Below are 25,745 nucleotides of genomic sequence, written 5' to 3'. Positions count from 1 at the left end.
CAATGACGTGCTTTGACGGAAAGTTTGTCCTATTTAATCGCCTGTTGGAACTGGTTGCGGAACTGGGTTGGTGTCATCTCTTTCACCGTTTTGAACTGGCGATTAAAGTTCGAGAGGTTTTGAAACCCTGTATTTTCGGCCACCAACGCAATAGGTAACGATGTACTCGCCAGCAGCTCACAGGCTTTGCCGATGCGAAACTGTTTGATGTGGTCCGAAAAGCTCACCCCATAGTGCTTTTCAAACAGGCGATACGCAGAGCTTTCACTCATGTGCAGACTCTTACTTAAATCGGAGATGCGTATCGCTTTGGCGTAGTTTTCCTCAATATAGTGCGTGGCTAATTGCACTTTTTGCCGCGCTTCGCGGTTGCCAGATAACTGGCTAATTCGATAAGGAGAGGCGGAAAGTTTCTCTGACTGCCCATCACCGGCGAGTAGCAGCAACACTTCTATCACCCGAACCGCCTGAAAGGCTCGATTTAGGTTTTCAACCCCAGTCAATAGGTCGGAAACCTGCTGCGAAACGGCAGGGCTGAATTTGAGGCCATAGGCAGAGTCTTCGAGTAAGCGTTTGATGTTTCGAGCTTCTGGAATTGTGGCTTGCAGTTTTTCTATCCAGTGATGTTTGAGCCAGACAATGACGGAGTGATGCGGCTTTTCATCTGAGCCGTTAAGTTGGCCTGTGATCATATGAGGCAGACCGGGGCCATAAAGCAAGAGGGTGTTGTGTCCAATGGAGCCGACCGAATCTCCGGCAAAATAGTTGCCGTTAAAGACGTTATCTGGGTCTTGATAAAGCACCAGTTCGTATTCGGTGTGATAGTGCCATGAGCAGGCAAATTCTTCTTTTTTGATTCGGCAATGATACTCGCGCACGATCCAATCGTTGCTCGGAGTGTCCATCACATTTTCAATATACGGCTTCATCGCTCAGCTCCTAATCTGACCAACCAAGATTAGGGTAACTGTTGCTTTTCTGTCAAAGGAGTTTGGTAAGTTGAAGGATTAGTATTAGAGGTAGCTCGAATACTATCAATGGGCCTGCATATCTTTGATTAAACTGTAGCCTCACTAACTCACACACTTAACTCAAAGGAGCCCCACATATGTTGAAAGATAAAACAGCATTGTTGTTTATCATCACCGCGTTCGTTACTGGTTTATGCGGGGCCTTTTTTTATCCGCTATCGAGTTTGTTCATTGTCGAAGAATTGGGTGCATCGCCGATGATGCTGAGCCTTTATATGGTGATGGCGGTTGTCAGTGCGGTGGTTGTGTCGCAGCTGATCGCAAGACAATCAGATAAGAACTGGAAGCGCAAAACGATTTTGCTGGTGGCGCTGACTTGCTATCTCATCACTGTATCGAGCTTTATCGCGGTGCGAGATTATTGGCTCGCTATCACCATCGCGACCGTGTTTGGTAGCGTCAGTGGCGCCGCATTTGGGCAGCTATTTGCTTTGGGTCGCGAGTACGGCGATCGCTATGTCGAAGACAGCACCACCTTCCTGTCTACCATGCGTGCAGGTATTGCCATTGCGTGGGTATTCGGTCCTCCATTGGCATTTATGCTTAAAGCGAGCTTTGGCTACAATGCGTCGTTTGGTGTTTCGGCGACGATTGTCAGTGTCTCCATTTTGGTGATTGCTAAGTACTTGCCCAATGGCGTTGTTAAACAAGATTCAGAAGAAGAACCACAAGCGGTCACTAAAGCTCCTCAAACGGCCAATCATTTGATTGCTGTCTATTGCTTGGTGGTAGTGTTTGCCTTCGCAGCGAACAACCTTTACATCACCAGTATGCCGCTTTACTTATCGCAAGAACTAATGGTGGATCCAAGTTGGCTAGGGATTCTATTTGGCGCGGGAGCACTGTGCGAAATTCCAATTATGCTCGGCGCAGGTAGGCTGGCAGAGCGGGTAGGGACCATCAAACTGTTGATGATGGGCATTGCAAGTGGCATCGCGTTCTATTTTGTGATGCTGATGAGTACTAGCTTCGCCGCCATGCTTGCCGCGCAATTGCTGAATGGTTTCTTTATCGGCGTGTGCGCCACGCTAGGTATGGTGGTGCTTCAAGATATGATGAAAGACCGTTTGGGCACAGCATCAACCTTGTTCTCAAATATGCTTAACGTCAGTATGCTGGTGGCGAGCTTGTCCGTCGGTGTGGTTGGAGAGCTGTTTAACTACTACAGCACCTTGTATGTCTCGTTCGCAGGTTCCATTGCAGCACTGATTTTATTGGCACTATTTGCGGCGATAGAAACGAAGCATCGACAGTCACAAAGCAACGTCGTCGCTGCTTAAACCGAGTTCCTTACGACAGTAAGCTTTGGCCAAAGTGTTAACCAGTTTTTACTCGTGACTCTTTGGTCAAAGCTGCTGATGTCTCGTTTGGGATTATGCGAGATATGTAGAGCGAACAAAGATTCGTAACCAAACGCGCTGATGCATTCGACCATTCCATCCGCGTTAATTTTCGCAGCGACAGCGGTCTCTTTCTCTGGCCAGTAACTCATGGCATCAACAACATCCAAATAGGGCTTATCTCCATTTCGCTCGTGCATGCGGGCTTGATTTCGCACTTGCCAATTAAGCTCTGGCATCTGTTCACTAAGTTGCGCTTCAATTGCCAGATCTCGCGCCGCTTCAAGGTTTTCAGAGTCGAAATAGATCACATCGATATCATTCAACGGCGTTGAGTTTGTGTGGTGATGAAGCGTGTCCCAGACAAGATTTCGCACGAATCCAGCGGCGACACAACTTTGAGGTAAGTTGAAGGTAGCGACCAGTCTTAGAATCGCCATGCGTTGCGAGTCTTGTTCAATAAGGCGTTGTAATTGGATGTTCAAGGTCGTCACTGCCGCAGTTGGTTAGCGAGAAAGTGCCAAGTACGCAGGAGAGACCGCGCACTTGGCTCTGGTTTACGCCAGTTTAAGATCAAACTGTTGGCGGTATAGCACCATATCTTCAATCGTCAGGACTGGCATATTGTGCAGCTTACCAAAGGCGACGATTTCTGGCGTTTTCGCCATGCTACCATCTGAGTTGGTCACTTCACAAAGCACACCAGCAGGCTGTAACCCTGCCATCTGCATTAGATCGATAGTACCTTCTGTATGTCCACGACGTGTTAGTACGCCACCTTTGCGTGCACGAAGCGGAAATACGTGGCCTGGGCGAGCCAGATCAGACGGCTTTGCAGTTGGGTTTGCCGCCGTTTTAATCGTTGTCACGCGATCTTGCGCGGAGACACCAGTGGTTACGCCTACTTTCGCTTCAATTGATACGGTAAATGCGGTTTGGTTGGCGCTGTTGTTGTTCTCAACCATTGGCGTGAGCTCTAGACGATCCGCTTGCTCTTCTGGCAAACATAGGCAAACGATGCCGCTGCATTCGCGAATCATTAACGCCATTTGAGCGGTGGTCAGAGATTCCACCGAATAAATGATATCGCCTTCGTTTTCGCGATCTTCATCATCGAGTAACAACACACCACGACCTTCTTTTAAGGCGATAAGTGCATTTTCAACGCGGGTAATTGGGTCACCGAATTCGGCAAGTAAAGAGGACTGATTCATGGTTAACTCCTAAAATATCACCAGAATCAGGGCATATATGAGCACTAGAGTCCTAAAACTCCAGCCAAAACGAAAGGCATCACCAAAGATGACTTCGGTGATGTATTTTCATTCTCTCTCATCCGGACTGTAACCGTCGGCTCTGGTTTCTCACCAGATCTGCTGACCTCGACGAATCGAGCGCTCGCGGGCTTGTTGTTTCATCATTAACAGTGAAGAACAACTTACCGCCGGTGGGGAATTTCGCCCCGCCCTGAGAATAAATAAAGTTGCGTAAATCGCGTAAGGGATTGTAACGATTAACCGCATCGATGAGAAGCAAACGTTATCATCGATTTAGTGTTGTTGTTAAAAGCTCCCCAGATAAGTCACTCGGCTCTGGGCGTTTGTTGATTTTTTGCTCGTTTGGTTCGATATCTAAACGATGTAATCGATAACAAATCTGATCTGACCACTTTCTATAGATAAGTGTAGATAATACAACGCTTTATATTATTGCTATGACTAATGCGTCATTTTTGATGCGCCAATGTTGGTTATTTTTTGACATTTCGATATACAAAAAATAACATCTAATTAACATTGTGCGTATTCACATCCGATTTCCGCATAGTGTCGCACAACAAAAACTACAACAATGCCATTCGAAAAAGAACGTACCCTAGGAGGGTCAAGGATGAATAAAAAGCACTGCTCTCTGCTGACAATCTCCATATTGTTTGCGTGTAACGCTCATTCCGCAGGTTTCCAAGTCGCAGAACACTCGGCATCGGGCCTCGGTCGCGCGTTTTCTGGTGAAGGCGCGGTCGCCGACAATGCGAGTGTATTAGCACGTAACCCCGCTGCCATGACACTTTTTGAAAACACCACCTTTTCTGGTGCGCTGTCGATCGTTGATCCTGAGGTGAATGTTTACGATGTGGATAACAAAGAGCAGTCTGATGATGTTGCTCCTCTTCAAGTTGTTCCAGCGAGTTACTACATCAGCCCAATCAACGATAGCTGGGCTTGGGGTATAGGTCTATTCACAAACTACGGTGTCGCCACGGATTATCCAGATGATATCTCTGCTGGTGATATGGCTGGCCATACTTCTCTTTTGTCCGTTAACTTAAATCCAAATATTGCTTACCGCATTAACGAATCGTTTAGTGTCGGTGCTGGTGTCAATTTGGTTTATGCAGAGGCGGAGCTTACAAGGCATAAGGGTGAAACTGCTGATTTTGTTGGTGGTCAGTACTCTGACCGTCTTATTGGTATGACTGGTGAGACTTTTGGCTATGGTTGGAATGTTGGTGCACTTTATGAACTAAACGAAAACCATCGGTTTGCCTTTGGCTACCGCTCTGCCGTTAAACTCGATTTCGATGATGGTGAGTTCAGCAGCTATGACTCAGGTATTGCGACGGAATCAAAAGTGACAGGTCGTTTAAAAATTGACCTGCCTGCAATTATGGAATTATCTGCGTTCCATCAGCTGAACGAGCAATGGGCGGTTCACTATGGTTGGCAGCGAACGGATTGGAGCACCTTTGAGGAGCTAAAAGCAACAAGCCCAGACTGTGACGATGGAGTCCCTGGACAGTGTTTCTACAAGCCTGAAAAATATGAAGATAATGATCGACTATCTTTGGGTGCGACTTACCAACTAAATGCTGATTGGACGTTGAGAGCTGGTTTCGCGTTTGATGAGCAAGCAGGTAAGGCGACCCTAAGCATCCCAGACAGTGACCGACGTTGGTACAGCGCAGGTGTGACTTATATGTGGAGTGATAACTTGTCTCTAGATGCTGGTTTTGCATTAGTTGTAAGTTCGAAAGGCTCTTTCACTGAAGAGAATGCTCTAGATCAAGAGAGAACCTTTGAAGCTGAAGGCACCGCTTATATTTCTGCAATGCAGCTTAACTACACGTTTAAATAAGATCTCTGGAGACAAAAGATGAAACATACCCTGAAATTATCTCTACTTTGCTCCGCTATCTTAATGGCGGGTTGTGGTGACAACACCCAAAGTTCTGGCACCGAGAATCAAAAGCTAGAAGCCTACTTGGAAACCTCCTTAGCACGTTCAACTACACAAAAGATGGCTTTGAAAGGGGCGAATGCATCAGTACCCCTTAATAACAATTTGTTGTTTGATTCTGTTGATGGAACACTAAAAATTCCGACTGGAGGCGACGACAGTATTTCCAACCCTCGCGCCGCACTGAATTATGCTGACGGTTTTTCTACCACTATGCCTATCTACATTTCGTTTGAAGGAGCTGGTTTTGGAGAAACGGCTGGTGTTGTTCCTACAGGTGTCACCCTACTGAAACTGTCTAAGAAACTTACCGATACAAGTACAACACCTTTAATCCCTACTCCTGTTGCGACGACGGACTATGTTGTATACAAGCAAGGAAGCACACTAGCGATTGCTCCGACTGTACCGTTTGATGAGAAGTCTGAATATTTGCTTATCATCACCGATGACGTAACAGATGTGAATGGTGATCCCGTTGGTACCTCTCAAAGCTATGCGGGCTTAAAGACCAATACAGTGACTTATACATCAGGGGATCTAGCGAGCGCGCAGTCTCTTATCAAAGGTCAGGAAGCATTGGCAAATGCAGTGGGTGTTGATACGACAAAAATTGTTTACTCTTCTTGGTTTACAACAACATCTGTTGGGGACGTTGTTGAGGCTACAGCGGGTGTGTTGGCTTCCGTTGCTCCAACGAATGCGCTTAATGCTTTGTGGAAAGGGTCTGCGAACCCAAATGCCGTAGATTTAAGTGATGCCTACTCATTGTCATTCGATACAGCAAATACAACGGGTTTTCTTGCTGCACTGCAAAATGACGCCAATGTTAAGAAGTATCTAAGCAAAGAGGGTGAAACCGATGCCGCAGCGTTCATTGGCGCAGTGCCGGCTGTTTATACAGCGGGTGGCGTTGATTACAACTCGGTAAACGTTACCAAAGGTACCCTGAAGTTACCTTATTTCCTAGAAACCAATCCAACGACTTTTGCGACGACACCGTTTGAATCAGCAACGCCGAGTTTAGCAATTTTGAACCATGCTCTGACTGATGATAAGACCAAAGATAACGTAATTGCTCAGTTGGTATCTAAGAGTATTGACCCACAAAATCTATCCGTTACGGCATTAATGGGCGTTGACCTTACTGATCCTGTAGAGGGCGGCGCACTGGATAAAGAGCGCATTGTTACCCAATATTCTCCGATCCCTAAGGTTAAATCGTTGGAATCAGTCGATGTGTTGTTGTTTACTCCAACTACGGGTACGCCGGATGGTGTTGTTGTCTATCAACATGGTATTACGACGGTCAAAGAGAACGCTTATGCGTTTGCCGCTAACTTGACGGCGCAAAACTTGGCTGTCATCGCAATTGATCATCCTATTCATGGCTCGCGTGCGTTAGCTGGTGGAGCGATCTCGACTACGGATAATGCACTTTACTATCTTAACTTGTCAGCGCTGCCAGTTGCGCGAGACAACATTCGCCAGAGTGTACTTGATGTGATTGGTCTGCGTATGGCCCTTTCTTTGCCAGGCAATGATTTCTCAGGAACACCACTAGCTGGTGTGACTTTGTCCAACGACTCAATCAAGTTCTTAGGGCATTCGTTGGGTGGCATTACAGGCTTAACATCCGTTGCCACTGCACAGAAAGTCGGTGCATTTGGCTTTAAGTCTGCAGCATACCCAAATGCGGGTGGACATATTGCTGAACTGCTTTTTGCATCAAAAGAGTTCGGTCCAGAAATTAAACACAATCTAGCGAAAGAGTTGGATGCAAACTACAAAACTCAAGTTGCGGATGTTTGTAAAGCTAACAGCTTAAGTGACAAGGATTGCTACAACGGATTCGTACTCCAACAACCAGAGCTTGCGAAAGAGCTAGAGTCCAAACTGGTTCCATTTAAGGTTGCCGCACAGACTCTCGTTGATACGGTCGATCCTCATTCGATGATAAATGCTAGTGGTTATTTTGATACAAGTGACTCTTACCCAACTTTGTTGCTCCAAGTAGATAAAGATGGAACTGTACCAAATAATGGGCTTGCTGATGATGGATTAACACCACTGTCGTATACCGCGAGTTTTGTGGGGACTCAAGGGTTGGGTAGTAGTCTCGGCCTTACAGAGTTGACTGAAGCGACGCGTGCAACTACAGGCTCGCGATTGTTCGCCAAATTCAGTGATGTAGGAACACATAGTACATTTATCGTCCCTAAATCTGATTTGACGGACGTTGCCCAAATACAGGCGATGAGAAGTCTGGTCAGTGATTTCTTAGCTAACGATGGGAGTACTAGCGGCGTTGCTAGTGGTGTTCTAGAATAACCAACTTCCCAAATAAAAAGCCGACCACTAGGTCGGCTTTGTTCGTTTTGGCGCTCTGTAATCGCTCTGGTGTGACTTAGTCGCGAATGCTCCAGCCAGCAAAGTTTGGGTCACTTTCGAGTTCAGCCAAAATGCCCGTTTCTTTCAAATCAGGCTTATCATAAGTTAGGTAGGCAGAGAAACTACCATCGTTATACTTTCTACCGTAATAAGAGTACTGCATTACAGTAATCTTATTGGCTTCGACGGTTTCCCCAAAGCTCTGACTATCATCCAGAAATTGTTCACCATCATTGAAATAGCGTCCGGCTTGAGAATAACAACGCATGTTCTTGGCAACGTAATATCCCGGTTTGATATCTGAGAAAACATAGTATTTTTCATTTTGCTTGGGCATAAACTCCAATTCAATTGGGGTTTCGCTATATTCGCCACCACTGATCATTTCATAAAGAGAGACGACCACTTTTCTACATGGGTGATGCCCGCCGTTGTTCTGTACATCGGAGCCTATCAGCAGAGCTCCGTTACCATTGGCAGGAGTTAAGGAGTTTGAAGCGCAGCCGCCCAAAATTGGCAGCATTACTGCTAGAGTAAGTAGTTTGGTTTGCATTGTGACTTAATTGTTATCAGTTATAAAACCTAATGTTATCATTTATTTGGCTGATGTCTTTGCAATTAACGTCATGAATCTGTATATGTGAGAGCTCATTCATAAAATAAGTTGTATATGGAGATAACCGTGGAGCAGTACCAAGCGTTTTTGTTTGATATGGACGGAACTTTAGTCAATTCGGAACCGTTAAAAGGGTTGGCGCTGGCAAAAGCGTGCGCGGACTATGGAGCAGAGGTCGATTTCAATATTTACAAGCAAGTGATGGGTGAAAGCTGGCCTGTGGTCACAGGGCATTTCTTTCAACATGCGGGTATTTCGCCTGATTTGGCTGAATTTAATACGCATTTTCGAGCTTACTATGAGGCATTGCTTGCCAGTGAATTGGAGCTCAATCATGGAGCTTTGACTTATCTTCAATATCTCAAAAAGCAAGGTAAAACATGCGCTGTTGTTAGCTCTGCGGCCACTTGGATGGTCGACAACATTTTACGGGCACTAGACCTTGATGAACTGTTTGATGTCGTGATCACTCAAGAGCATGTTTCCAAACACAAACCTGACCCTGAAGCTTATTTATTGGCACTTTCTCAACTGGACTTACCTACAGAGGCGGCGGTGATTTTCGAAGATTCTCACGCAGGGGTAAGCGCGGGTGTTTCGGCAGGCTGTGATGTGGTTGCAGTTCATCATAGCTTTAATGGTAACAATGATTTGAGCCAGTCGATTAAACAAATCAGCAGTTTTCAGGAGCTGTTAGTTTAATAGATTTGATGTGCCTAGGGAGAGCAGCATGTTTGAAAATAAAGGACTCACTAGCCAAGGCTATATTGATAACCCATACAGCGTTGAACATGTTCAGCTGGAGTTTACTCCGGTAGTCGAGCAAATGCTGCGACGCTTGAAAGAGACCTTTCCAGACCAGCTGCATAGCGTTTATCTCTATGGCAGTGTGCCAAGGGGAAATGCTGTGTTTGGCCAGTCAGATTTGGATGCGTCCGTGGTTTTCCATCAACCGCTTTCTTCAAATGACCATAAGCAGCTGCAACGTATTGCCAATGAGCTAACTTTGCAATATTCCGCCATTAGCAAGCTGGACTTTGACCCTGGGCACCTACAAGAAGTGCTGGCTGAAGAGGAGGAGTATCGTTGGCAGTTTTGGCTCAAACATTGCTGTTGCTGCTTATGGGGAGAAGATCTATCGACTGGATTTCGTCTTCATAAACCGAGCTTACGGATCGCTTGGCAGCTCAATGAGGATCTTCCGCAGGTATTGGAATCGTCGCGTGAATCTATTCAAGCTCAAGATGGAAAAGCTAGTGCTAAAGTGTTGGGTAAAAAACTGCTGCGCAGTGCCTATTTACTTGTCGCAGAGCAAGACAATAGCTGGTTGAGTGATTTGGACTCCATCGCCAAGGTTTTGCGCCAATACTACCCTGATGATGTCACATCCATAGAACTTTGTTTGCGTTTAGCGCAAGGGGAGTGTGGAAATGTGCATCGTATCAATGAGTTAATCTCTGGCTTTGGCTATAAAGTAGTAAAACAAATAGAAAAAGCGAAAGCGTGAAACAATCACATGGAGGTGAGCGTTGAAGAGTATTGTATTAATTGATTTTGATGGGGTGATTAGGCAGTGGCCGGGTAATGAAGTTTCTCAGGCAGAAGCGGTGCTAGGGGTTTCTCAGGGCGCATTGTATTCGTGTGCGTTTTCTACCGAACTATTGAATTTAGCGGTATGCGGTGAGATTTCTCATCAGCAATGGTGTGACAGAGTCACTGAGCAACTGGCGCGCCACTGGGGTGAGGAGGCTGCAGCACAGTTGGTTAAAATATGGAATCAAGCGGAGTGGTTTATTGATACGCCGCTAATAGAAGGGATTCGTCACCATACCCCTGAGAGTAAACTCGTATTGGTGACTAACGGTACGTCTCAGTTAGAAGCAGACCTCGCCTCTGTTTCATTGCAAGATAGCTTTGATCTTGTTGTTAGCTCCTCACATATTGGTGTCGCTAAGCCTGACCGACTGTTTTTTGAGATTGCGCTGCAACTGGCCGGAGGCAATCCCGTCAATGCGGTGTTTATTGATGATAGCGAGGCTAACGTGGCTGCCGCCAAAGCGATGGGGATCGACAGTCACGTCTACAATAACAGCGATGATGCGTTAGCCTTTGTACGCGAGCACTTTTAATGGTTTTTAACCAAATAAAAAAGCCGACGATAACGTCGGCTTTTGCTTTTAGTGCGTAGCTTGAGGCTCTACTGTCTCTACCTTGACCGCAGCCACTTTGAACTCCGGTATTTTTGCATGGGGATCGGTTGCGGTGGTGGTTAATCGGTTCACAGGCGACTCAACAAAATGGAATGGAATAAACACCACACCTTGTTGAATTCGCTTGGTCACAAAGGCATCAATCTCAATTGAACCGCGCCGAGTGGAGACTCGCAAGCGTTGACCATTGCTAATGCCTAGCGCTTCTGCATCTTGGACGCTTATCATGGCTCTTGGGCCAGCTAAGTTATCCAAACCTTTGGTTTTGCGCGTCATGGTTCCGGTATGGAACTGCTCAAGCACACGCCCAGTCGTCAGGACTAAAGGAAAATCCTCGTCCGGAAGTTCGGCTGCATAGCGGAATGGCACCCCAACCATTTGTCCTTTGCCGCGAGTAAATTGGGTTTGGTGCATAATCCTCGTGCCGTTCGGGTTGTTTTTGTTGCTTGGCCACTGCACGCCATCTGGGGTGATCGCCTCCCAACGAAGCCCTGCATATTGTGGCGTCACGCGAGCGATTTCGCTGGTGATGTCTGATACCTCTTTGTAGTGCCAATCCCCACCCATGGCGTTAGCGATTTGCTGAATGATCCACCAATCTTCTTTGGCTTCCCCTGGTGCTTTCACTGCTGGATTGACGCGTTGCACGCGCCTCTCGGTGTTGGTGAAGTGGCCTGATTTTTCGGCAAACGAGCAAGATGGCAATACAACATCTGCATATTGAGCGGTTTCGGTTAAGAAGATGTCTTGCACCACCAAAAAGTCGAGCGTCTCCAATCCTTCAATAACGTGAGCTTGATTAGGGTCACTCAGTACAGGGTTTTCCCCCATGATATAAAGGCCGCGCACCTCTCTATTACAGGCACCATCGATGATTTCGGTTAGCGTCAGCCCCGGCTCTGAAGGGAGATTTGGTGCGTCCCATTCAATAGCGAACTTCTGACGAATCATTGGGTTGTAGACTTTCTGATAGCCTGGGTAATTGTTGGGTAGCGCACCCATATCACAGGCACCTTGCACGTTGGATTGACCACGCAGCGGGTTGATACCGCCACCCTCAATGCCGATGTTGCCGCAAAGAAGCTGTAAGTTAGCAATCGAGCGCACGTTGTCGTGCCCGGTAGTATGCTGGGTGATGCCCATTGAGTAGTAGACCGCAGTGCGCTCGGCGGTACCAATCATACGCGCCATGGCAAAGATGTCGTCGCCACTGACACCCGTGACCAACTCAACTTTGTCTAACGCATAGGCAGGAGACATTACTTCTTGGAGTAGGGTGTCAAAGCCGTCCACGCGCTCCTCAATATACTCTTGGTCGTACCAACCATTTTTGATGATTTGCTGCATGATGCCGTTAAGCAGCATCACATCTGTACCTGGTCGATGAGCAAGGTAAAGCTCGGCGTGATCGGCCATATCAATGCGCTTAGGATCAGCGACAATCAAGCGTGCGCCGTGGTGGCGAATTGCCTGCTTGATGTGAGAAGCGATGATAGGGTGAGCCGAGGTGGTATCTGAGCCGATAATAAAAATCACATCCGAGTGTTTGATGCTTGGGATGTCATTAGTCATGGCACCACTACCCAGAGAAGCTTCGAGACCAGTAACGCTGGAGGCGTGGCACAAGCGCGCGCAGTGGTCGATATTGTTGGTGCCAAGCTCACGGCGAATAAACTTCTGGAAGGCGTAGTTATCTTCGTTGGTGGTTTTAGCGGACGAGAACCCAGCGAGTGCATTACCGCCAAAGTCTTGTTTGATGGCGGTGAACTTCTTAGCAATAAGCGCAATAGCATCATCCCAACTTGCCGGTTGTAGCCAACCATCTTTACGAATCAGAGGCGTGGTTAAACGGGCATCGTCACTGATAAAATCGAAGCCGAAACGACCTTTCACACAAAGCATACCTTCATTGACCGGAGAGTGTGCCCCGGTGACATGCATGATTTGGTTGTTTGCCTCATCGACATGCATGGTCAATTTACAGCCCACACCACAATAGGTACAAATGGTGTCGACCTTCTTCAATACTTCTTCACGTCCTTGAGCGCGGTCACGGCTGTCTACCATGGCACCCGTTGGGCACGCTTGAACGCAGGCACCACATTGAACGCAGTTGGAATCGCCCATCAGCAAGCGCCCATTTTTGCTTGAACCAAAGTGCGGTCTGTCATCAGGGCGCAGTGCAGGGCGGCCATGTTGGTCATGGACAAAGTTGAGAATGCCGTGTACTGCTTGTTCACTACAGGCTTGAATGCATTGACCGCAACTAATGCAGCGGTTGGCATCGAACTCAATGAACTCAGAACTGCGGTCGACGCTGAATTTATGGCGTGAATCTTTCGCTCTTACATTGAGCCAATCTTGATGACTTTTCACTTCAAGGCCAAGCTCAAAGTGCTGCTCTGCACCATACTCGGTTGAGTAGTCTCGCAGATCGCAACTGGTGTTGGCTTGGCAGCCACATTCAAGGCAGCGCGCGGCTTCTTTGATGGCCTCTTCGTTGTCAAAGCCGAGCTCGATTTCATCAAAGCTCTGTTCGCGTTGAGCTGGGGTGAGCTCTGGCATGATTGAGCGAGCCACTTTTTGGAAGCTCTCAAAGTGGATTGGGTCCACTTGCGCCAGTTTTTGTTCTTTACGCGAGTTGAAGGCTGGCGCTGGCATATCGGCCATGTCGCCATTGAGGAACAGGTCGATCGCTTTGGCGGCGATTCGGCCATCTCCAACCGCTTCAACAGCCGTCGCTGGGCCGCGGCGAAAATCACCAATACTGAAGATATTGCCTGTACCCGTGTGCATGGTCTGTGGGTCAGACTCGGACGTGTTCCACCGAGTTAATGGAATCGATAAATCGTCGCCTTCTAGAAAGCTTAAATCAGGCTTTTGTGAGACAGCGGCAATCACGGTATCAAATGCTTGAGTGAAAAACTCTCCGGTTGGCTCTGGTCTGCGGCGACCTGACGCATCGGGCTCGCCCAGCGCCATTCGTTCTAAGCGAACTTCTTTAACGTGGCCGGTTTCATCTGCAATGTTTTCAGCAGGGTTGGTTAGAAACAGGAACTTAACGCCTTCGTGCTCCGCCTCTTCAATTTCGTAATCTTCTGCTGGCATCTCTTCGCGCGTCCGGCGATAGATAATTGTGGTGTCTGCCCCTGCGCGGCGAGCGGTTCTCGCGCAGTCAATCGCGGTATTACCGCCACCAATTACCGCCACTTTTTCACCTGTGGTGTAGGTTTGCTCGGTGACAAAGTCTTTTAGGTAGTCAACCCCAAGATAGCAGCCAGCAAGCTCACTGCCTGGGTATTTCATCTCGACCGCTAAGGAAGCACCAACGGCGAGGCAGACCGCATCATAGTCGTCACTCAACTGGCTCAGAGAGAGGTTTTCGCCTAGCTTTTGCTCGGTTTTGATCTGCATACCATTGCGGCACATTAGTTCGATTTCTTTATCGAGGATCGTTTTTGGTAGTCGATATTCAGGAATGCCATAACGAAGCCAACCGCCTGCTTTTGGCATCGACTCAAATACGGTTACGTCATAGCCTTCGTTGGAAAGGTAATAGCCCGCCGTTAAGCCACCCGGGCCACTGCCGACAATGGCGATAGAGAGGTTTTTATCGGCTTTCTTTTCTGGCGTGTAGGCTTCTTGTGCTGCTAGGTCGGCATCTGCGGCGTGGCGTTTTAATTGACGAATGGCAATTGACTCATCCACCAAGGAGCGGCGACATTCACTTTCACAAAAGGCAGGGCAAACGCGGCCAATCGATAGTGGCATCGGCAGCGTGCGTTTAATCACTTCAATCGCTTTTTTATGATCGTTTTGTGCGATGAAGTAAAGGTACGATTGGATGTCTACCCCAGCTGGGCAGGCAGTTTTGCACGGCGCTTCGCAGTCAGCATAGTGATCTTGCATGATGCGGTTGAGCGCTTGACGGCGATGCTCGCTTAACTGGTCTGATTGCGTTTTAACATTCAGACCGCGGTAGACTTCGAGTTCGCAGGCGCGCTGAGTGCCGCCGCTTTCTACCTCTACCACACACAAGTCGCAAGGCACTTTCTGATTAGATTTATTTAGCCCGCATAAAGAAGGGATCTCTACCCCACACACTTTGGCTGCTTCTAGAAGGGTTGAACCCTCTTCCACAATTCGATATTTGCCGTCGATTATGATTTCTATCATAAGACCCCCGCAGCGTAATTCACAAAGCCTTACATTCTATAAGGATAATGCCTAGCAAGGAAAGTTCGTGTGACAAAAAACTCAATTATTGCATTTTTATCATTTAGACCACTGGTGTTGTATTTGTTTTCAGCGCTCTGCTTCCGTGCTAGTTGACCAATATGCGCCCTCAAACAAGCCCATTAGTTGATTCTTATCAAGTCATCTCTCATACACCTCTTTGGAGGTATATGCCCTTATCACGTGCCGTGAAAATATCCTTATCATAATTGTGGTTGCTATGCTTAACGTGCTCGTTGAGCGAAGTGATCTGCTAGGGTAAGGAAGTAAGCCATGACGGATGCAAAATCAAAAACATCGCAAAGCCGACGTCGATTTTTACGAGATGCGGCAAGAACGGCAGCGGGCGTTGGTGCGGCTGCGACGGTACTTGGGCTTCAGTCGATGCAAAGCCAAGCAAGAGATGGTTCTGGTGTGCCGATCAGGCCACCGGGTGCTCTGCCAAAAGGCGAGTTTGAAAAAGCGTGCATTCGCTGTGGATTGTGCGTACAAGCCTGTCCATATGATACCCTAAAGCTTGCCACACTACTCTCATCGGTCGAGTCAGGCACGCCGTATTTTAATGCGCGGGAAATCCCGTGTGAGATGTGTGAAGACATTCCGTGTGTCCCTGTTTGTCCGACTGGTGCGCTAGACCCTAACTTAACCAATATCGATGATGCTCGCATGGGCACCGCGGTGCTTATCGACCATGAAAGCTGTTTGAACTGGCAGGGGCTGCGCTGTGATGTGTGTTACCGAGTTTGCCCCTTGATTGATGAAGCAATCACGCTTGAACATGTTCGCAATGAACGTACAGGGTATCACGCCAAACTTATTCCCACTGTTCACTCAGATAAATGCACCGGCTGTGGTAAATGTGAAGAAGCGTGTGTCACTGAAGTGGCGGCGATTAAAATTATTCCGACAGAATTGGCCAAAGGCAAAATGGGCGCTCACTATCAGCTTGGTTGGGAAGAGATCAAAAAGCCACTAGAGAACAGTGCGCCTGAAGTGCCGACCGAAGCGCTGGAAACCTTGGGAGGGAAGTTGTAATGGCTAAGAACCTTGCTAAAGATGCCGGAAAAGACGCGATAAAAACCTTAGGCTGGTGGCAAGCGCACCGTTTTTTGCTGCTTAGACGACTCTGTCAGTTAACGATCGTCGCTTTGTTTATGGCAGGACCAACGCTAGGATTACTAAAAGGCAATCTCTCCTCAAGTAACTTGTTTGATGTGATTCCAATGAGTGATCCTCTGATTGTGTTACAAACCCTAGCCGCAGGGCACTTACCTGAAATCACGGCGCTAATGGGCGTAGCCATTGTGGTGATTTTCTATGCGCTAATCAGCCCAAGGGCATTTTGTGGCTGGGTTTGCCCGATGAACATGGTCACCGATCTGGCGGCGTTTTTGCGTCGTAAACTCAATATCAAAACCAGCTACCGTTGGTCGCCCCAGCTGCGCTACTGGTTGATTCCCGTATTGCTGATCGGCAGTGCCGTCTCGGGCAGTGTTTTATGGGCTTGGATTGATCCTGTTGCTGCGCTGCATCGCGGGCTGGTATTTGGATTTGGGGCGAGCTGGGTGCTGGTTGGCTTGGTGTTTGTGCTCGATTTGCTGTTGGTTGAACACGGCTGGTGTGGCCGTTTATGTCCACTGGGGGCGACTTACGGGGTGATAGGGCGAAAGAGCTTGCTGCGAGTGGCTGCTGTTCGCCGTGAAGATTGCACTAAATGTATGGATTGCTATTACGTTTGCCCCGAACCGGATGTGCTGCGTCAACCGCTGAAAGAAGGTGATAAACGCGTCTTAGACCAGAACTGCATCAGTTGTGGGCGGTGTATTGATGTGTGTGCTGAGAAGGTGTTTGAGTTTCAAAACCGAATTACAGTAAAGCAGATTGATTAACCACAATCCCTTTTGGCCGGCCTTGATCAAATAGATTGAAGCCGTGTTGCAACTGGTCGCGTTTTATTTGCTATGTGGCGAAAAATTGCACTATAATCGCCGCATCATTTCTTTAGGAGTTTACGCCAATATGAACAACTAACACCTGTTATCCACCTTTACACCATATTTTGGATTTCACAGGGTTAGTCGGCGTAGCTTCGTCTTAGCTTATCAATAGCATCAACACGTTATGTACCTTTAGAGGTGCGCGTCCATGTTGGCTCGTAGAGCAAAAATTGGATCGAACTCATTGCAGCCGCTACGCCTAATCCTGTTTTACAGGAGACAAATATGCCAGTTATACAAGCGCACAAAATCAGTTATCAGTTCAACAACGGCGATGTGCTGTTCGAAAATATTTCATGCACTCTGTCAGCAAGGCGAGTGGGTTTAGTCGGAAGAAATGGGATTGGTAAATCCTACTTTGCGGACATGCTCGCTCAAAAACGCACGCCGACCTCGGGAAGTGTCGTTACTTCGGCCAGTGTCGCGTGCTACAGCCAATTGCCGTCTCAGCTACTTGAAAGCTCGATGAGTATTGCCGAGTTTCTCGGCTATCAAGAGAGGCTCCACGCAATTGAACGCATTGAAAAGGGCGATTGCGATCCTAAATGGTTCGAGATTGTCGGTGAAAGTTGGCAGCTTAAACAGGCGTTAAATAACGAGTTAGAAGCCCTTGGCTTACCACCTAACCCCTATTTTTCTTGCAGGAGCTTGAGTGGTGGTCAACTGGCCAGATTGCAGTTGTGGAAGCTGTTTCAGTCCGACGTCGAACTGCTCATTTTGGATGAGCCTTCTAACCACCTTGATCAATTGGCAAAGCAGTGGTTGATCGCGCAGATGAATCAATTCCAAGGTCATCTTGTGTTGGTCAGTCACGATCGACAGTTGCTACGGCAAATGGACCAGATTTGGGAGCTGAGCCAACTGGGGCTAACCCAATATGGGGGCAATTTCGATGCGTATGAGGAGCAGAAACAGCGCGAGCGTAGTGCACTCGAGCGCCAACTGGATGCGGTAAGAGGAGAGCAGCATCGACTGGAGGTTCAAGCGCAGAAAAATCGCGAAAAAGCGCAGCAGCGAGAGTCTCAAGGGAACAAAATACGCAAATCAGGCAGCCAATCTAAGTTGATCCTCGATGGCATGAAGAACAGCGCGGAAAATTCGGTGTCGAATCGGCACAAAAACGAGAACAGTCGCCGAACCAAGCTAGAGCAAAAAGAGCGGGCGCTCAGTGAACGCTATGAACACGTTAAGCAGCAAAGGCTATACCTTGAACAAGGGGAATCTGGGCGCGGTAATGTATTCAACATGGTGGCGGCGGTGCTTCCTTTTGGAGTGGGTACCCCTTTTAATCTCGCGCTGGAGGCGGGCAGCAAGTTGCACCTTTCAGGTGGGAATGGTTCGGGGAAATCTACGCTACTCAAAGTGTTGTCGGGGGAGATGGGCTTAAAAAGCGGAGAGCTGCATGTCAATCGCGCGGTTTGTTATCTTGACCAGCATTTTGGCTTGCTGAGTGTGGAGCGTTCACTCCTTAGCAACATGACGCACCACTGTGAAGGGATGCTAGAAAGTGACGCGCGAACATTGCTTGCCGGGATTGGCTTTCGTACGGACAGCGTATTTCGGTTGGTGGGTGAGCTCAGTGGCGGTGAGAAGATGAAATTGGCGATGCTGATCGTTAGTCATCAGCCTCAATCACCTATTTTACTACTCGATGAGCCAGACAATCACTTAGATCTCGACTCGAAGCAGATGCTGGCTGATGCGTTAAAACGCTACCAAGGCGCCTTTATTCTTGTCAGCCATGATGAGGATTTTGTTCGCGAGAGTGGGGTTGAACGCATTTTTACTCTTACGACCTAAGCGTAGGGTTGCTCATCAAGTGTTTGATTTTATGTGATTAAGGTTTATAAAATGCAGCACCAAGCGAATGATAGACCAAAGAAAAGGATGTTATGAAGTTATCGGAGCTGCAAAACCACATAAAAGAGTTCGATTATGCCCCTGAACAATCCGAGCACTACTTCTTAAAACTGATTGAAGAGGTAGGGGAGTTGTCGGAAGCGATTCGTAGTGGCACTGGCGGGCAACCAAGCTTTGAAGAACTTAAAGGCTCGGTAGCAGAAGAGTTATACGATGTTTTGTACTATGTCTGCGCGCTTGCCAATATTCACGGTGTGGATCTGGAGGCTACCCACACCATGAAAGAAGTGCTTAATAAAGAGAAGTACAATCGTTGAAGCAAGAATTGAGCCCCAGCCCTACTGATGCCCGTTTGTGCGGGCTTTTCTGTCATTCAAACTAATACTAGAGATTCAACGGAGAATGAGTCATGGAAGAAATATATGAAGACTATTTTCAGTCTTACACCAGCACTTTATCAGCGTCTCAACTCGCGGAGATTGACGGCGTAGAAACCACCTATTTTTGTGATGATGAGTACAACACCAATGAGTGTGCCAGACTTGTTTCAATTGGCAAAAAGCGCGCGACGTGCAGCGTGAAAGAAGCCTATAAAATTGAAGGAGAGCCGCTACCTAAAGTTGGTCAACACCAAATTGTATTGGATTGGGAAAAGAACCCAGTCTGTATTGTCAAAATCACCGATGTGGATTTTTGTCCGTTTGGGCAGGTCAGCCGAGAGTTCGCTGAGTCGGAAGGCGAAGGGGATGGCACTTACGAGTGGTGGTACAAAGCACACAATGACTTTTTTACTAAAGATTGCGCGTCTGCGTATGGCATTGAGTTTAACGACTCGACGGAACTTGTCCTTGTGACTTTTGAGCTTGTCTACAAGTGATGTGGTTTTAGAACGCGCATTGGCTGTCATTGCAGCCAGTCGCTCAACGTCGATGGTATCTTGCCCCTTTGTTGCTTTAAAGAGGAATTCAGCTCACACATTTACCCCCAGATGGGAAAACTGCCCAAGTCGTGACTACACTTACGTGACTAATAATAACTAATAAAAGACGTTGGCTTTCTTTGATAGGAAGGTTTTAGGAACGCGCAGTATGAAGAATAATGGTCCAGTTACCCAGCGAGAAGTGCATTTTGCTGGCCGCAGTGATTTGGTGTCAGTGACAGACACGCAGGGAAAAATTAAGTTCATAAACGATGAGTTTGTATCAATCAGTGGGTTTTCTCGCGAGGAGCTAATCGGTCAAGATCACAATATCGTTCGGCACCCGGATATGCCGCCAGCGGCGTTCAAAAGTTTGTGGGCCACGGTTAAAGACGGCAAAGTGTGGCGCGGCATCGTAAAAAACCGATGTAAGAATGGTGATCACTATTGGGTTGATGCGTTCGTTTCGCCCATTATGAAACAGGGTAAAGTGGTTGGCATACAGTCTGTTCGCTCGGAGCCCTCTAAACAGCAAGTTGCAGAAGCAGAAGCGCTGTACAAGAAAATGAAGAATGATTCTTCTCTGGAGTTGCCTGGCCCTTCATGGGTTGAAAAACTAAGTTTTAGGCAGGTGTTTGCGGTATCTCATCTTCTCCTGCTGGCTGGTGGAGCCTTTCTTGCGATACGATCTTTCTTATCTCAAGACATTACGTCAGCCGTCATCGCTTTTGTCTTGGTGGCGATTGCGTTGCTCAATTGGTTCATAATCGGTGCGCGAGTTCTCAAGCCGATTTCGGATGTCGAGCAAATGATAAAAAGCATGTCTGAAGGAAATCTCGCCAGCAATATTGTGCTTGGTCGGCAAGATGAAATCGGTTTATTGGCCCAAGCGGCCAAAATGGTGCAAGCACGCTATAAAGCCATTTTAGGTCAAGTGGTCGGTACCGCACAGGCTGTTGTGCAGGATTCGGATCAAGTCTCATCTGACAGCTACAGTATGCAAACCATGATGGCTTCTCAATCATCGCATACCGCTCAAATTGCCAGCGCTATGACTGAAATGGCAGCGACGGTCCAGCAGGTAACTGAAAGTACGGTGTCATCTTCTCATAAAGCGCTTCAAGCCAAGCAAAACGTCGAAGTGGGAGACCAATTGATTGGTGAAGGGCTGGATAAACTGTCTAACTTTTTAACCGAACTCGACGCGACGATTGCGCAAATTGCCACGGTATCGGAGCAAAGCCAAAGTATTGGCCAAGTCATTAACACTATTAGCGATATTGCGGAGCAAACCAATCTGCTAGCACTTAATGCTGCAATCGAAGCGGCACGTGCTGGTGAGCAAGGTCGAGGTTTTGCGGTTGTGGCTGACGAAGTCCGTAATCTCGCTCAGAGAACACAGACCGCGACAGAAGATATCAAATCTATGTTGGAAAACTTGCAGCAGGGTGTGCAGAACTCATCAACTCGAATTTCTGATAACAATGTGCTGGCGCAAGATGCTTATGAAGGCGTGTGCAAAGCACGAGAGACCTTCTCAGACATCATTGATCTGGTGAGCAGTGTAAATGATATGAGTGCTCAGATCGCGGCGGCTTCAGAAGAGCAGTCTACGGTTGTTCAAGATATGAACAAATCAGTAGAAGAGATCAGTGAAAAAAGCGCTCATACCGAGGAGGGCGCTCTGCACTTGCAAGCAAAAGCGAAAGGATTAAGTGAGCGAGCGCTGGATTTGAGAGCTCAGTTGGCAGACTTTAAGCTTGGTTCGGAAAAGCGCGTGGACTTTACTGATGTGAAGAATGCGCATCTCGCTTGGAAAACGAAAGTAAGATCCTATTTAAACGGCGATCATGGAGCTCTCGACAAAAAAGTCGCCTGTGATCATCATATGTGCGCGCTGGGTAAATGGTATTACGGCAAAGGAAAGAGCCTGTATGGCTCAGAGCCCACATTCAAAGCGCTGGAAGCGCCGCATGCTAAATTGCATGGGGTGATAAAGGATGTTTTGGACCGGATAGACAGCGGTCAACACGAACAAGCCAATAAACTATTTGAGCAAATAGAGCCTATTTCGCTGGATGTAGTCGGTAAAATTGAGAGTTTAGAAAACGCTATTAATAGCCGAAAATAAAGTTCTCACTAAAAGTCGCCAGGGTTTGCTGGCGACTTTATTGATCACTACAAGGTGATCTTTTTCACCATACCCGCTTCTGCGTGGCCGGGAATGTTGCAGGCAAACTCAACATTTTTATCGCCGTGGAAGTGCCATAAAAGCTGTTTTGCTTTGCCCGGTTTCACAGTGACAGTGCTGCCAGAATCGTGCGCGTGGCTGCCCATGTTCTTCATCATTTCACGGTGTTTCAGTTGCTCTTGTGCTGAACCAATGGAAAACTCATGGTCAATTTTTCCAGCGTTCATCACCACAAATTGCACCACGTCATTTGGCTCGATCTTCACGTCTTTTTTGAAGTTGATTTTCATGTCATCAGTCAAAATAACGTGCACGACCTTGTCTGGTTTTGCGCCCTTGGCAGGCATTCCAACCTCAGACATACCCTCCATATTCATCATGTTCGAGTGATCCATTTTACTATGATCCATCTTCATCTCACCGTGGTCCATGTTCGAATGGTCCATTTTTGAGTGATCCATGGCATCGGCAAGTACGCCTGTGCTGAACATGGTAATCGCTAGGGTAATCAGTGTTTTTTTCATGGTGTGTTCCTCTTTTAATCGGGTATTGCGTATGTCGAGCAGCTCATTGGCTCGACATACGATTGCTTGGTGTTAGTTAACTTCGTGTTGTTTCCAGAGTTTGAACAGAGCCGGTAAGACCAACAGCGTGAGTAGAAGCGCGGAGGCCATACCTCCTATCATTGGTGCGGCGATTCGCTGCATCACTTCTGAGCCTGTGCCGTCTCCGTACATGATTGGGATAAGACCAATGATGACAGTCAACACCGTCATCATCACAGGGCGAACGCGTAGCCCCGCGCCTTCGCGAATGGCATCGGTAAGGTCTTTCGCAGTGAGCGCTTTTTGCTCTTCTTCTGCGTGGAGTTTTTTGTAGTGCCACGCTTGGTTGAGATAAACCAGCATGATCACGCCAATCTCAACCGCGACACCGGCAAGAGCGATAAACCCAACGCCAACCGCAATGGAGAAGTTGTAGCCGAGGTAGTGCATCAGCCATAAGCCTCCCACCATCGCGAGAGGCAGTGTGAGCATGATGATCATCACTTCTCCGACGCGGCGGAAGCTGAAGTAAAGCAGCAGCATGATGATGGCAATAGTGATAGGCACCACGACACTCAACCGCTCTTTGGCGCGCTCCATGTATTCGTATTGACCCGACCAAGTGAGCGAGTAACCCGCAGGAAGCTGCAATTGCTCTGCGACAGTTTGCTGCGCTTCAACCACGTAAGAGCCCAAGTCGCGGTCATCAATGTCGACAAATACCCAACCATTCGGGCGTGCATTCTCGGTTTTGATCATCGGTGGGCCATCTTCGTAGCGAATGTCAGCCACGTCGGCGAGTGCGATACGTGCACCGTTCGGAGTCACCAGCGGCAAGTTTTGCAGTTTGACTACCGAGTCTCGGTAATCTTGTGGATAGCGGACGTTGATTGGGTAACGCTCCAGTCCTTCAACGGTCTCACCCACGTTCATTCCGCCCACCGCTGTAGAGATGACTTGCTGGACATCTTTGATACTTAAGCCGTAGCGAGCCGCGGAGCGACGTTTAATGTCAATGGTGACATAGCGTCCACCCGCAACGCGTTCCGCATAGACAGATGCCGTACCTGAAATCTGGTTCAAAATGGGCTCTAACTCTGAGCCAATTTGCTCGATTACCTTGAGGTCAGGTCCCGCAATCTTGATACCGATTGGTGTTTTAATACCGGTAGCTAACATGTCGATGCGAGTTTTGATTGGCATGACCCATGCGTTGGTTAATCCCGGGAATTGCACCAACTGATCAAACTCTTTGCGCAGCGACTCCGTGGTCACACCGTCGCGCCACTCTTCTCTCGGTTTGAGCTGAATGACGGTTTCGATCATGGTTAACGGCGCAGGGTCGGTTGCCGTTTCGGCGCGGCCAATTTTGCCCCAAACGGTTTCCACCTCAGGAACGGTTTTGATTAGCTTGTTCGTTTGCTGCAGTAGCTCACGTGCTTTACCAATGGAGATGCCGGGGTAAGTGGTCGGCATGTACATCAAGTCACCTTCGTCCAATGGCGGAATGAACTCGCTACCCAGTTTGCTGGTTGGATAGTAAGCCGATGCCATTAACGCCACCGCTAACAGGATCATTGTCTTAGGGAAGCGCAGACTCAGGTTAAGCAGAGGTCGGTATAGCGCGACCAACCCTTTGTTCACCGGGTTCTTATGCTCCGGGAGTACGTTGCCACGGATAAAGTAACCCATCAGAACCGGCACCAAGGTAATAGCGAGGCCTGCCGCCGCAGCCATCGCATACGTCTTGGTAAAGGCAAGCGGCGAGAACATCTTGCCTTCTTGACCTTCCAGTGCGAACACTGGCACGAAACTTAACGTGATGATAAGCAGTGAGAAGAATAGGGGAGCCCCCACTTCTTCCGCCGCTTTGCCGATCACTTGCCAACGGTTTTTGTCCGTTAGCGGGGTACGCTCTATGTGTTTGTGAACGTTTTCAATCATTACGATTGCGCCATCGACCATCGCGCCTATCGCAATCGCAATGCCGCCCAAAGACATGATGTTGGCGTTGATACCTTGCCAGTGCATGACGATAAATGCCGACAGGATCCCAACAGGCAAACTGAGGGCGATCACCAGTGATGAACGAATGTGGAACAAGAACAGTGCACAAACAACCGCCACAACGATGAATTCTTCTGCCAGTTTCTTCCATAGGTTTTCAACTGCGGCATCAATCAAGGTTGAACGATCGTAGGTGGCGACGATCTCCACGCCGTCTGGCAGGCTGCGTTGAAGTTCTGCCAGTTTGGTTTTGACATTGTGGATCACCTCACTGGCGTTTTCGCCAAATCGCATCACAATCACGCCACCCACCGCTTCGCCTTCACCGTTGAACTCGGAAATGCCACGACGCATCTGTGGGCCAAGATTGATGTCTGCAATGTCACCAAGCAAGAGTGGTGTGCCTTTGCTGGTCACTTTGAGCGGCAAAGATTCGATGTCTTCGATGCTGCTGAGGTAACCGGTCGTGCGTACCATGTGCTCAGCTTCTGCCACTTCAATGACGGACGCGCCCGTCTCTTGGTTGCCGTTTTGAATCGCCATGTTGACTTGCTGCAGCGTCAAATCGTAAGCGCGCAACTTAGCGGGATCGATTTGTACTTGGTACTGTTTGACCATGCCGCCGACAGTTGCCACTTCTGAAACGCCGGCTACGGTCTGCAACTCGTACTTTAAGAACCAATCTTGCAGGCTGCGCAGCTGGGCAAGGTCATGCTGCCCGGTTTTATCTTGTAGGACGTAGCTGTAGACCCAGCCCACACCCGTCGCATCAGGGCCGAGTGTTGGTTTCGCGCTTGGCGGGAGCTTAGGTGCGACTTGACTCAAGTATTCGAGTACTCGAGAGCGAGCCCAATACATGTCTGTATCATCGTTGAATATGATATAGACGTAGGAGTCGCCAAAGAACGAATAGCCGCGTACCGTCTCTGCTCCCGGAACCGCGAGCATTGCGGTGGTGAGCGGGTAGGTGACTTGGTCTTCAACCACTTGCGGCGCTTGACCCGGATAGCTTGTTTTGATGATAACTTGCACATCCGACAAATCGGGAATCGCGTCCACTGGGGTATTTTTTACACTGTAAAGTCCACCCAATACGATCGCGAATGTCGCAAGTAACACTAAGAATCGATTGCTAATCGACCAACGAATGATTGCACTGATCATG

Annotated in this window: 19 protein-coding genes and 1 riboswitch; of the genes, 12 read left to right on the top strand and 7 right to left on the bottom strand. The window is 48.1% G+C overall.

Annotated elements, in window-relative coordinates:
- Positions 1–29: 29 nt before the first annotated feature.
- Positions 30–929, bottom strand: a complete 900-nt coding sequence (locus tag U9J37_RS16760) for a helix-turn-helix domain-containing protein (protein ID WP_005469740.1) — start codon at positions 927–929, stop codon at positions 30–32.
- A 179-nt stretch (positions 930–1,108) separates the two neighbouring features.
- Here U9J37_RS16760 and U9J37_RS16755 point away from each other — a divergent pair, with 179 nt between their 5' ends.
- On the top strand, positions 1,109–2,311 hold the full coding sequence (locus U9J37_RS16755) for a sugar efflux transporter (RefSeq protein WP_005469737.1): 1,203 nt from the start codon (positions 1,109–1,111) through the stop codon (positions 2,309–2,311).
- Here the strand turns inward: U9J37_RS16755 and U9J37_RS16750 are convergent.
- A complete protein-coding gene (locus U9J37_RS16750) occupies positions 2,308–2,811 on the bottom strand; it encodes a nucleotidyltransferase family protein (protein ID WP_043886534.1) in 504 nt (167 codons plus the stop codon). The genes U9J37_RS16755 and U9J37_RS16750 overlap by 4 nt on opposite strands.
- A gap of 117 nt (positions 2,812–2,928) precedes the next feature.
- The gene (gene ribB / locus U9J37_RS16745) at positions 2,929–3,585 is read right to left on the bottom strand and encodes a 3,4-dihydroxy-2-butanone-4-phosphate synthase (protein ID WP_005469768.1); all 657 of its coding nucleotides are present in this window, start codon (positions 3,583–3,585) and stop codon (positions 2,929–2,931) included.
- A 106-nt stretch (positions 3,586–3,691) separates the two neighbouring features.
- Positions 3,692–3,850: riboswitch (FMN riboswitch) on the bottom strand.
- 411 nt (positions 3,851–4,261) lie between these two features.
- Between ribB and U9J37_RS16740 the strand changes: the two genes are divergently transcribed.
- Both U9J37_RS16740 and U9J37_RS16735 read left to right on the top strand, forming a co-directional pair.
- A complete protein-coding gene (locus U9J37_RS16740) occupies positions 4,262–5,506 on the top strand; it encodes an outer membrane protein transport protein (protein ID WP_005469764.1) in 1,245 nt (414 codons plus the stop codon).
- An 18-nt stretch (positions 5,507–5,524) separates the two neighbouring features.
- Entirely contained in the window at positions 5,525–7,939 is a 2,415-nt protein-coding gene (locus U9J37_RS16735; RefSeq protein WP_043886514.1) for a VolA/Pla-1 family phospholipase, read from the top strand.
- Between the two features lie 76 nt (positions 7,940–8,015).
- Here U9J37_RS16735 and U9J37_RS16730 read toward each other — a convergent pair whose 3' ends face one another.
- Positions 8,016–8,552, bottom strand: a complete 537-nt coding sequence (locus U9J37_RS16730; protein ID WP_005469555.1) for a hypothetical protein — start codon at positions 8,550–8,552, stop codon at positions 8,016–8,018.
- A 117-nt stretch (positions 8,553–8,669) separates the two neighbouring features.
- Here U9J37_RS16730 and U9J37_RS16725 point away from each other — a divergent pair, with 117 nt between their 5' ends.
- The 3 genes from U9J37_RS16725 to U9J37_RS16715 are packed head-to-tail and all read left to right on the top strand — an operon-like array spanning position 8,670 to position 10,744.
- Complete coding sequence (locus U9J37_RS16725) at positions 8,670–9,317, top strand: HAD family hydrolase (RefSeq protein WP_005469579.1); 648 nt, start codon at positions 8,670–8,672, stop codon at positions 9,315–9,317.
- 28 nt (positions 9,318–9,345) lie between these two features.
- Positions 9,346–10,122: a nucleotidyltransferase domain-containing protein gene (locus tag U9J37_RS16720; protein WP_005469506.1), complete on the top strand. Its 777-nt coding sequence runs from the start codon at positions 9,346–9,348 to the stop codon at positions 10,120–10,122.
- A gap of 22 nt (positions 10,123–10,144) precedes the next feature.
- The gene (locus U9J37_RS16715) at positions 10,145–10,744 is read left to right on the top strand and encodes an HAD family hydrolase (protein WP_005469565.1); all 600 of its coding nucleotides are present in this window, start codon (positions 10,145–10,147) and stop codon (positions 10,742–10,744) included.
- A 48-nt stretch (positions 10,745–10,792) separates the two neighbouring features.
- On the opposite strand, the gene fdhF is transcribed toward U9J37_RS16715, so the two are convergent.
- A complete protein-coding gene (gene fdhF, locus U9J37_RS16710) occupies positions 10,793–15,001 on the bottom strand; it encodes a formate dehydrogenase subunit alpha (RefSeq protein WP_005469808.1) in 4,209 nt (1,402 codons plus the stop codon).
- A 333-nt stretch (positions 15,002–15,334) separates the two neighbouring features.
- Between fdhF and napG the strand changes: the two genes are divergently transcribed.
- The 6 genes from napG (at position 15,335) to U9J37_RS16680 (ending at position 21,968) form a co-directional block, all read left to right on the top strand.
- The gene (napG, locus tag U9J37_RS16705) at positions 15,335–16,096 is read left to right on the top strand and encodes a ferredoxin-type protein NapG (protein ID WP_005469791.1); all 762 of its coding nucleotides are present in this window, start codon (positions 15,335–15,337) and stop codon (positions 16,094–16,096) included.
- Positions 16,096–16,950, top strand: a complete 855-nt coding sequence (gene napH / locus U9J37_RS16700; protein WP_005469856.1) for a quinol dehydrogenase ferredoxin subunit NapH — start codon at positions 16,096–16,098, stop codon at positions 16,948–16,950. Before napG ends, napH begins: the two co-directional genes overlap by 1 nt.
- 333 nt (positions 16,951–17,283) lie before the next feature.
- Complete coding sequence (locus tag U9J37_RS16695) at positions 17,284–18,858, top strand: ATP-binding cassette domain-containing protein (RefSeq protein ID WP_005469769.1); 1,575 nt, start codon at positions 17,284–17,286, stop codon at positions 18,856–18,858.
- A gap of 92 nt (positions 18,859–18,950) precedes the next feature.
- Complete coding sequence (locus tag U9J37_RS16690; protein WP_005469508.1) at positions 18,951–19,235, top strand: MazG nucleotide pyrophosphohydrolase domain-containing protein; 285 nt, start codon at positions 18,951–18,953, stop codon at positions 19,233–19,235.
- Between the two features lie 92 nt (positions 19,236–19,327).
- Positions 19,328–19,795, top strand: coding sequence for an ASCH domain-containing protein (locus U9J37_RS16685; protein WP_005469726.1), 468 nt, complete (start codon positions 19,328–19,330; stop codon positions 19,793–19,795).
- Positions 19,796–20,006: 211 nt separating this feature from the next.
- Entirely contained in the window at positions 20,007–21,968 is a 1,962-nt protein-coding gene (locus tag U9J37_RS16680; protein ID WP_005469900.1) for a methyl-accepting chemotaxis protein, read from the top strand.
- 47 nt (positions 21,969–22,015) lie between these two features.
- Here U9J37_RS16680 and copI read toward each other — a convergent pair whose 3' ends face one another.
- On the bottom strand, positions 22,016–22,552 hold the full coding sequence (copI, locus tag U9J37_RS16675; protein ID WP_005469574.1) for a copper-resistant cuproprotein CopI: 537 nt from the start codon (positions 22,550–22,552) through the stop codon (positions 22,016–22,018).
- Positions 22,553–22,624: 72 nt separating this feature from the next.
- Positions 22,625–25,744, bottom strand: a complete 3,120-nt coding sequence (locus U9J37_RS16670) for an efflux RND transporter permease subunit (protein WP_005469497.1) — start codon at positions 25,742–25,744, stop codon at positions 22,625–22,627.
- Position 25,745: the final 1 nt, after the last annotated feature.

The sequence above is a fragment of the Vibrio sp. 16 genome, from assembly GCF_963681195.1.
Lineage (GTDB): Bacteria > Pseudomonadota > Gammaproteobacteria > Enterobacterales > Vibrionaceae > Vibrio > Vibrio sinaloensis_D.
Note: the sequence above shows the minus strand (reverse complement) of the source record. Positions and strands in the feature narration are given on the sequence as shown.

Excerpts from the sequence above, each read along its gene's own strand:
- U9J37_RS16725 (WP_005469579.1), top strand. The coding sequence starts at position 8,670 with ATGGAGATAACCGTGGAGCAGTACCAAGCGTTTTTGTTTGATATGGAC.
- U9J37_RS16670 (WP_005469497.1), bottom strand. The coding sequence starts at position 25,744 with ATGATCAGTGCAATCATTCGTTGGTCGATTAGCAATCGATTCTTAGTG.
- U9J37_RS16720 (WP_005469506.1), top strand. The coding sequence starts at position 9,346 with ATGTTTGAAAATAAAGGACTCACTAGCCAAGGCTATATTGATAACCCA.
- U9J37_RS16690 (WP_005469508.1), top strand. The coding sequence starts at position 18,951 with ATGAAGTTATCGGAGCTGCAAAACCACATAAAAGAGTTCGATTATGCC.
- U9J37_RS16735 (WP_043886514.1), top strand. The coding sequence starts at position 5,525 with ATGAAACATACCCTGAAATTATCTCTACTTTGCTCCGCTATCTTAATG.
- U9J37_RS16760 (WP_005469740.1), bottom strand. The coding sequence starts at position 929 with ATGAAGCCGTATATTGAAAATGTGATGGACACTCCGAGCAACGATTGG.
- U9J37_RS16730 (WP_005469555.1), bottom strand. The coding sequence starts at position 8,552 with ATGCAAACCAAACTACTTACTCTAGCAGTAATGCTGCCAATTTTGGGC.
- U9J37_RS16750 (WP_043886534.1), bottom strand. The coding sequence starts at position 2,811 with ATGGCGATTCTAAGACTGGTCGCTACCTTCAACTTACCTCAAAGTTGT.
- napG (WP_005469791.1), top strand. The coding sequence starts at position 15,335 with ATGACGGATGCAAAATCAAAAACATCGCAAAGCCGACGTCGATTTTTA.
- U9J37_RS16755 (WP_005469737.1), top strand. The coding sequence starts at position 1,109 with ATGTTGAAAGATAAAACAGCATTGTTGTTTATCATCACCGCGTTCGTT.
- fdhF (WP_005469808.1), bottom strand. The coding sequence starts at position 15,001 with ATGATAGAAATCATAATCGACGGCAAATATCGAATTGTGGAAGAGGGT.
- U9J37_RS16740 (WP_005469764.1), top strand. The coding sequence starts at position 4,262 with ATGAATAAAAAGCACTGCTCTCTGCTGACAATCTCCATATTGTTTGCG.
- U9J37_RS16680 (WP_005469900.1), top strand. The coding sequence starts at position 20,007 with ATGAAGAATAATGGTCCAGTTACCCAGCGAGAAGTGCATTTTGCTGGC.
- U9J37_RS16685 (WP_005469726.1), top strand. The coding sequence starts at position 19,328 with ATGGAAGAAATATATGAAGACTATTTTCAGTCTTACACCAGCACTTTA.
- ribB (WP_005469768.1), bottom strand. The coding sequence starts at position 3,585 with ATGAATCAGTCCTCTTTACTTGCCGAATTCGGTGACCCAATTACCCGC.
- napH (WP_005469856.1), top strand. The coding sequence starts at position 16,096 with ATGGCTAAGAACCTTGCTAAAGATGCCGGAAAAGACGCGATAAAAACC.
- U9J37_RS16695 (WP_005469769.1), top strand. The coding sequence starts at position 17,284 with ATGCCAGTTATACAAGCGCACAAAATCAGTTATCAGTTCAACAACGGC.
- copI (WP_005469574.1), bottom strand. The coding sequence starts at position 22,552 with ATGAAAAAAACACTGATTACCCTAGCGATTACCATGTTCAGCACAGGC.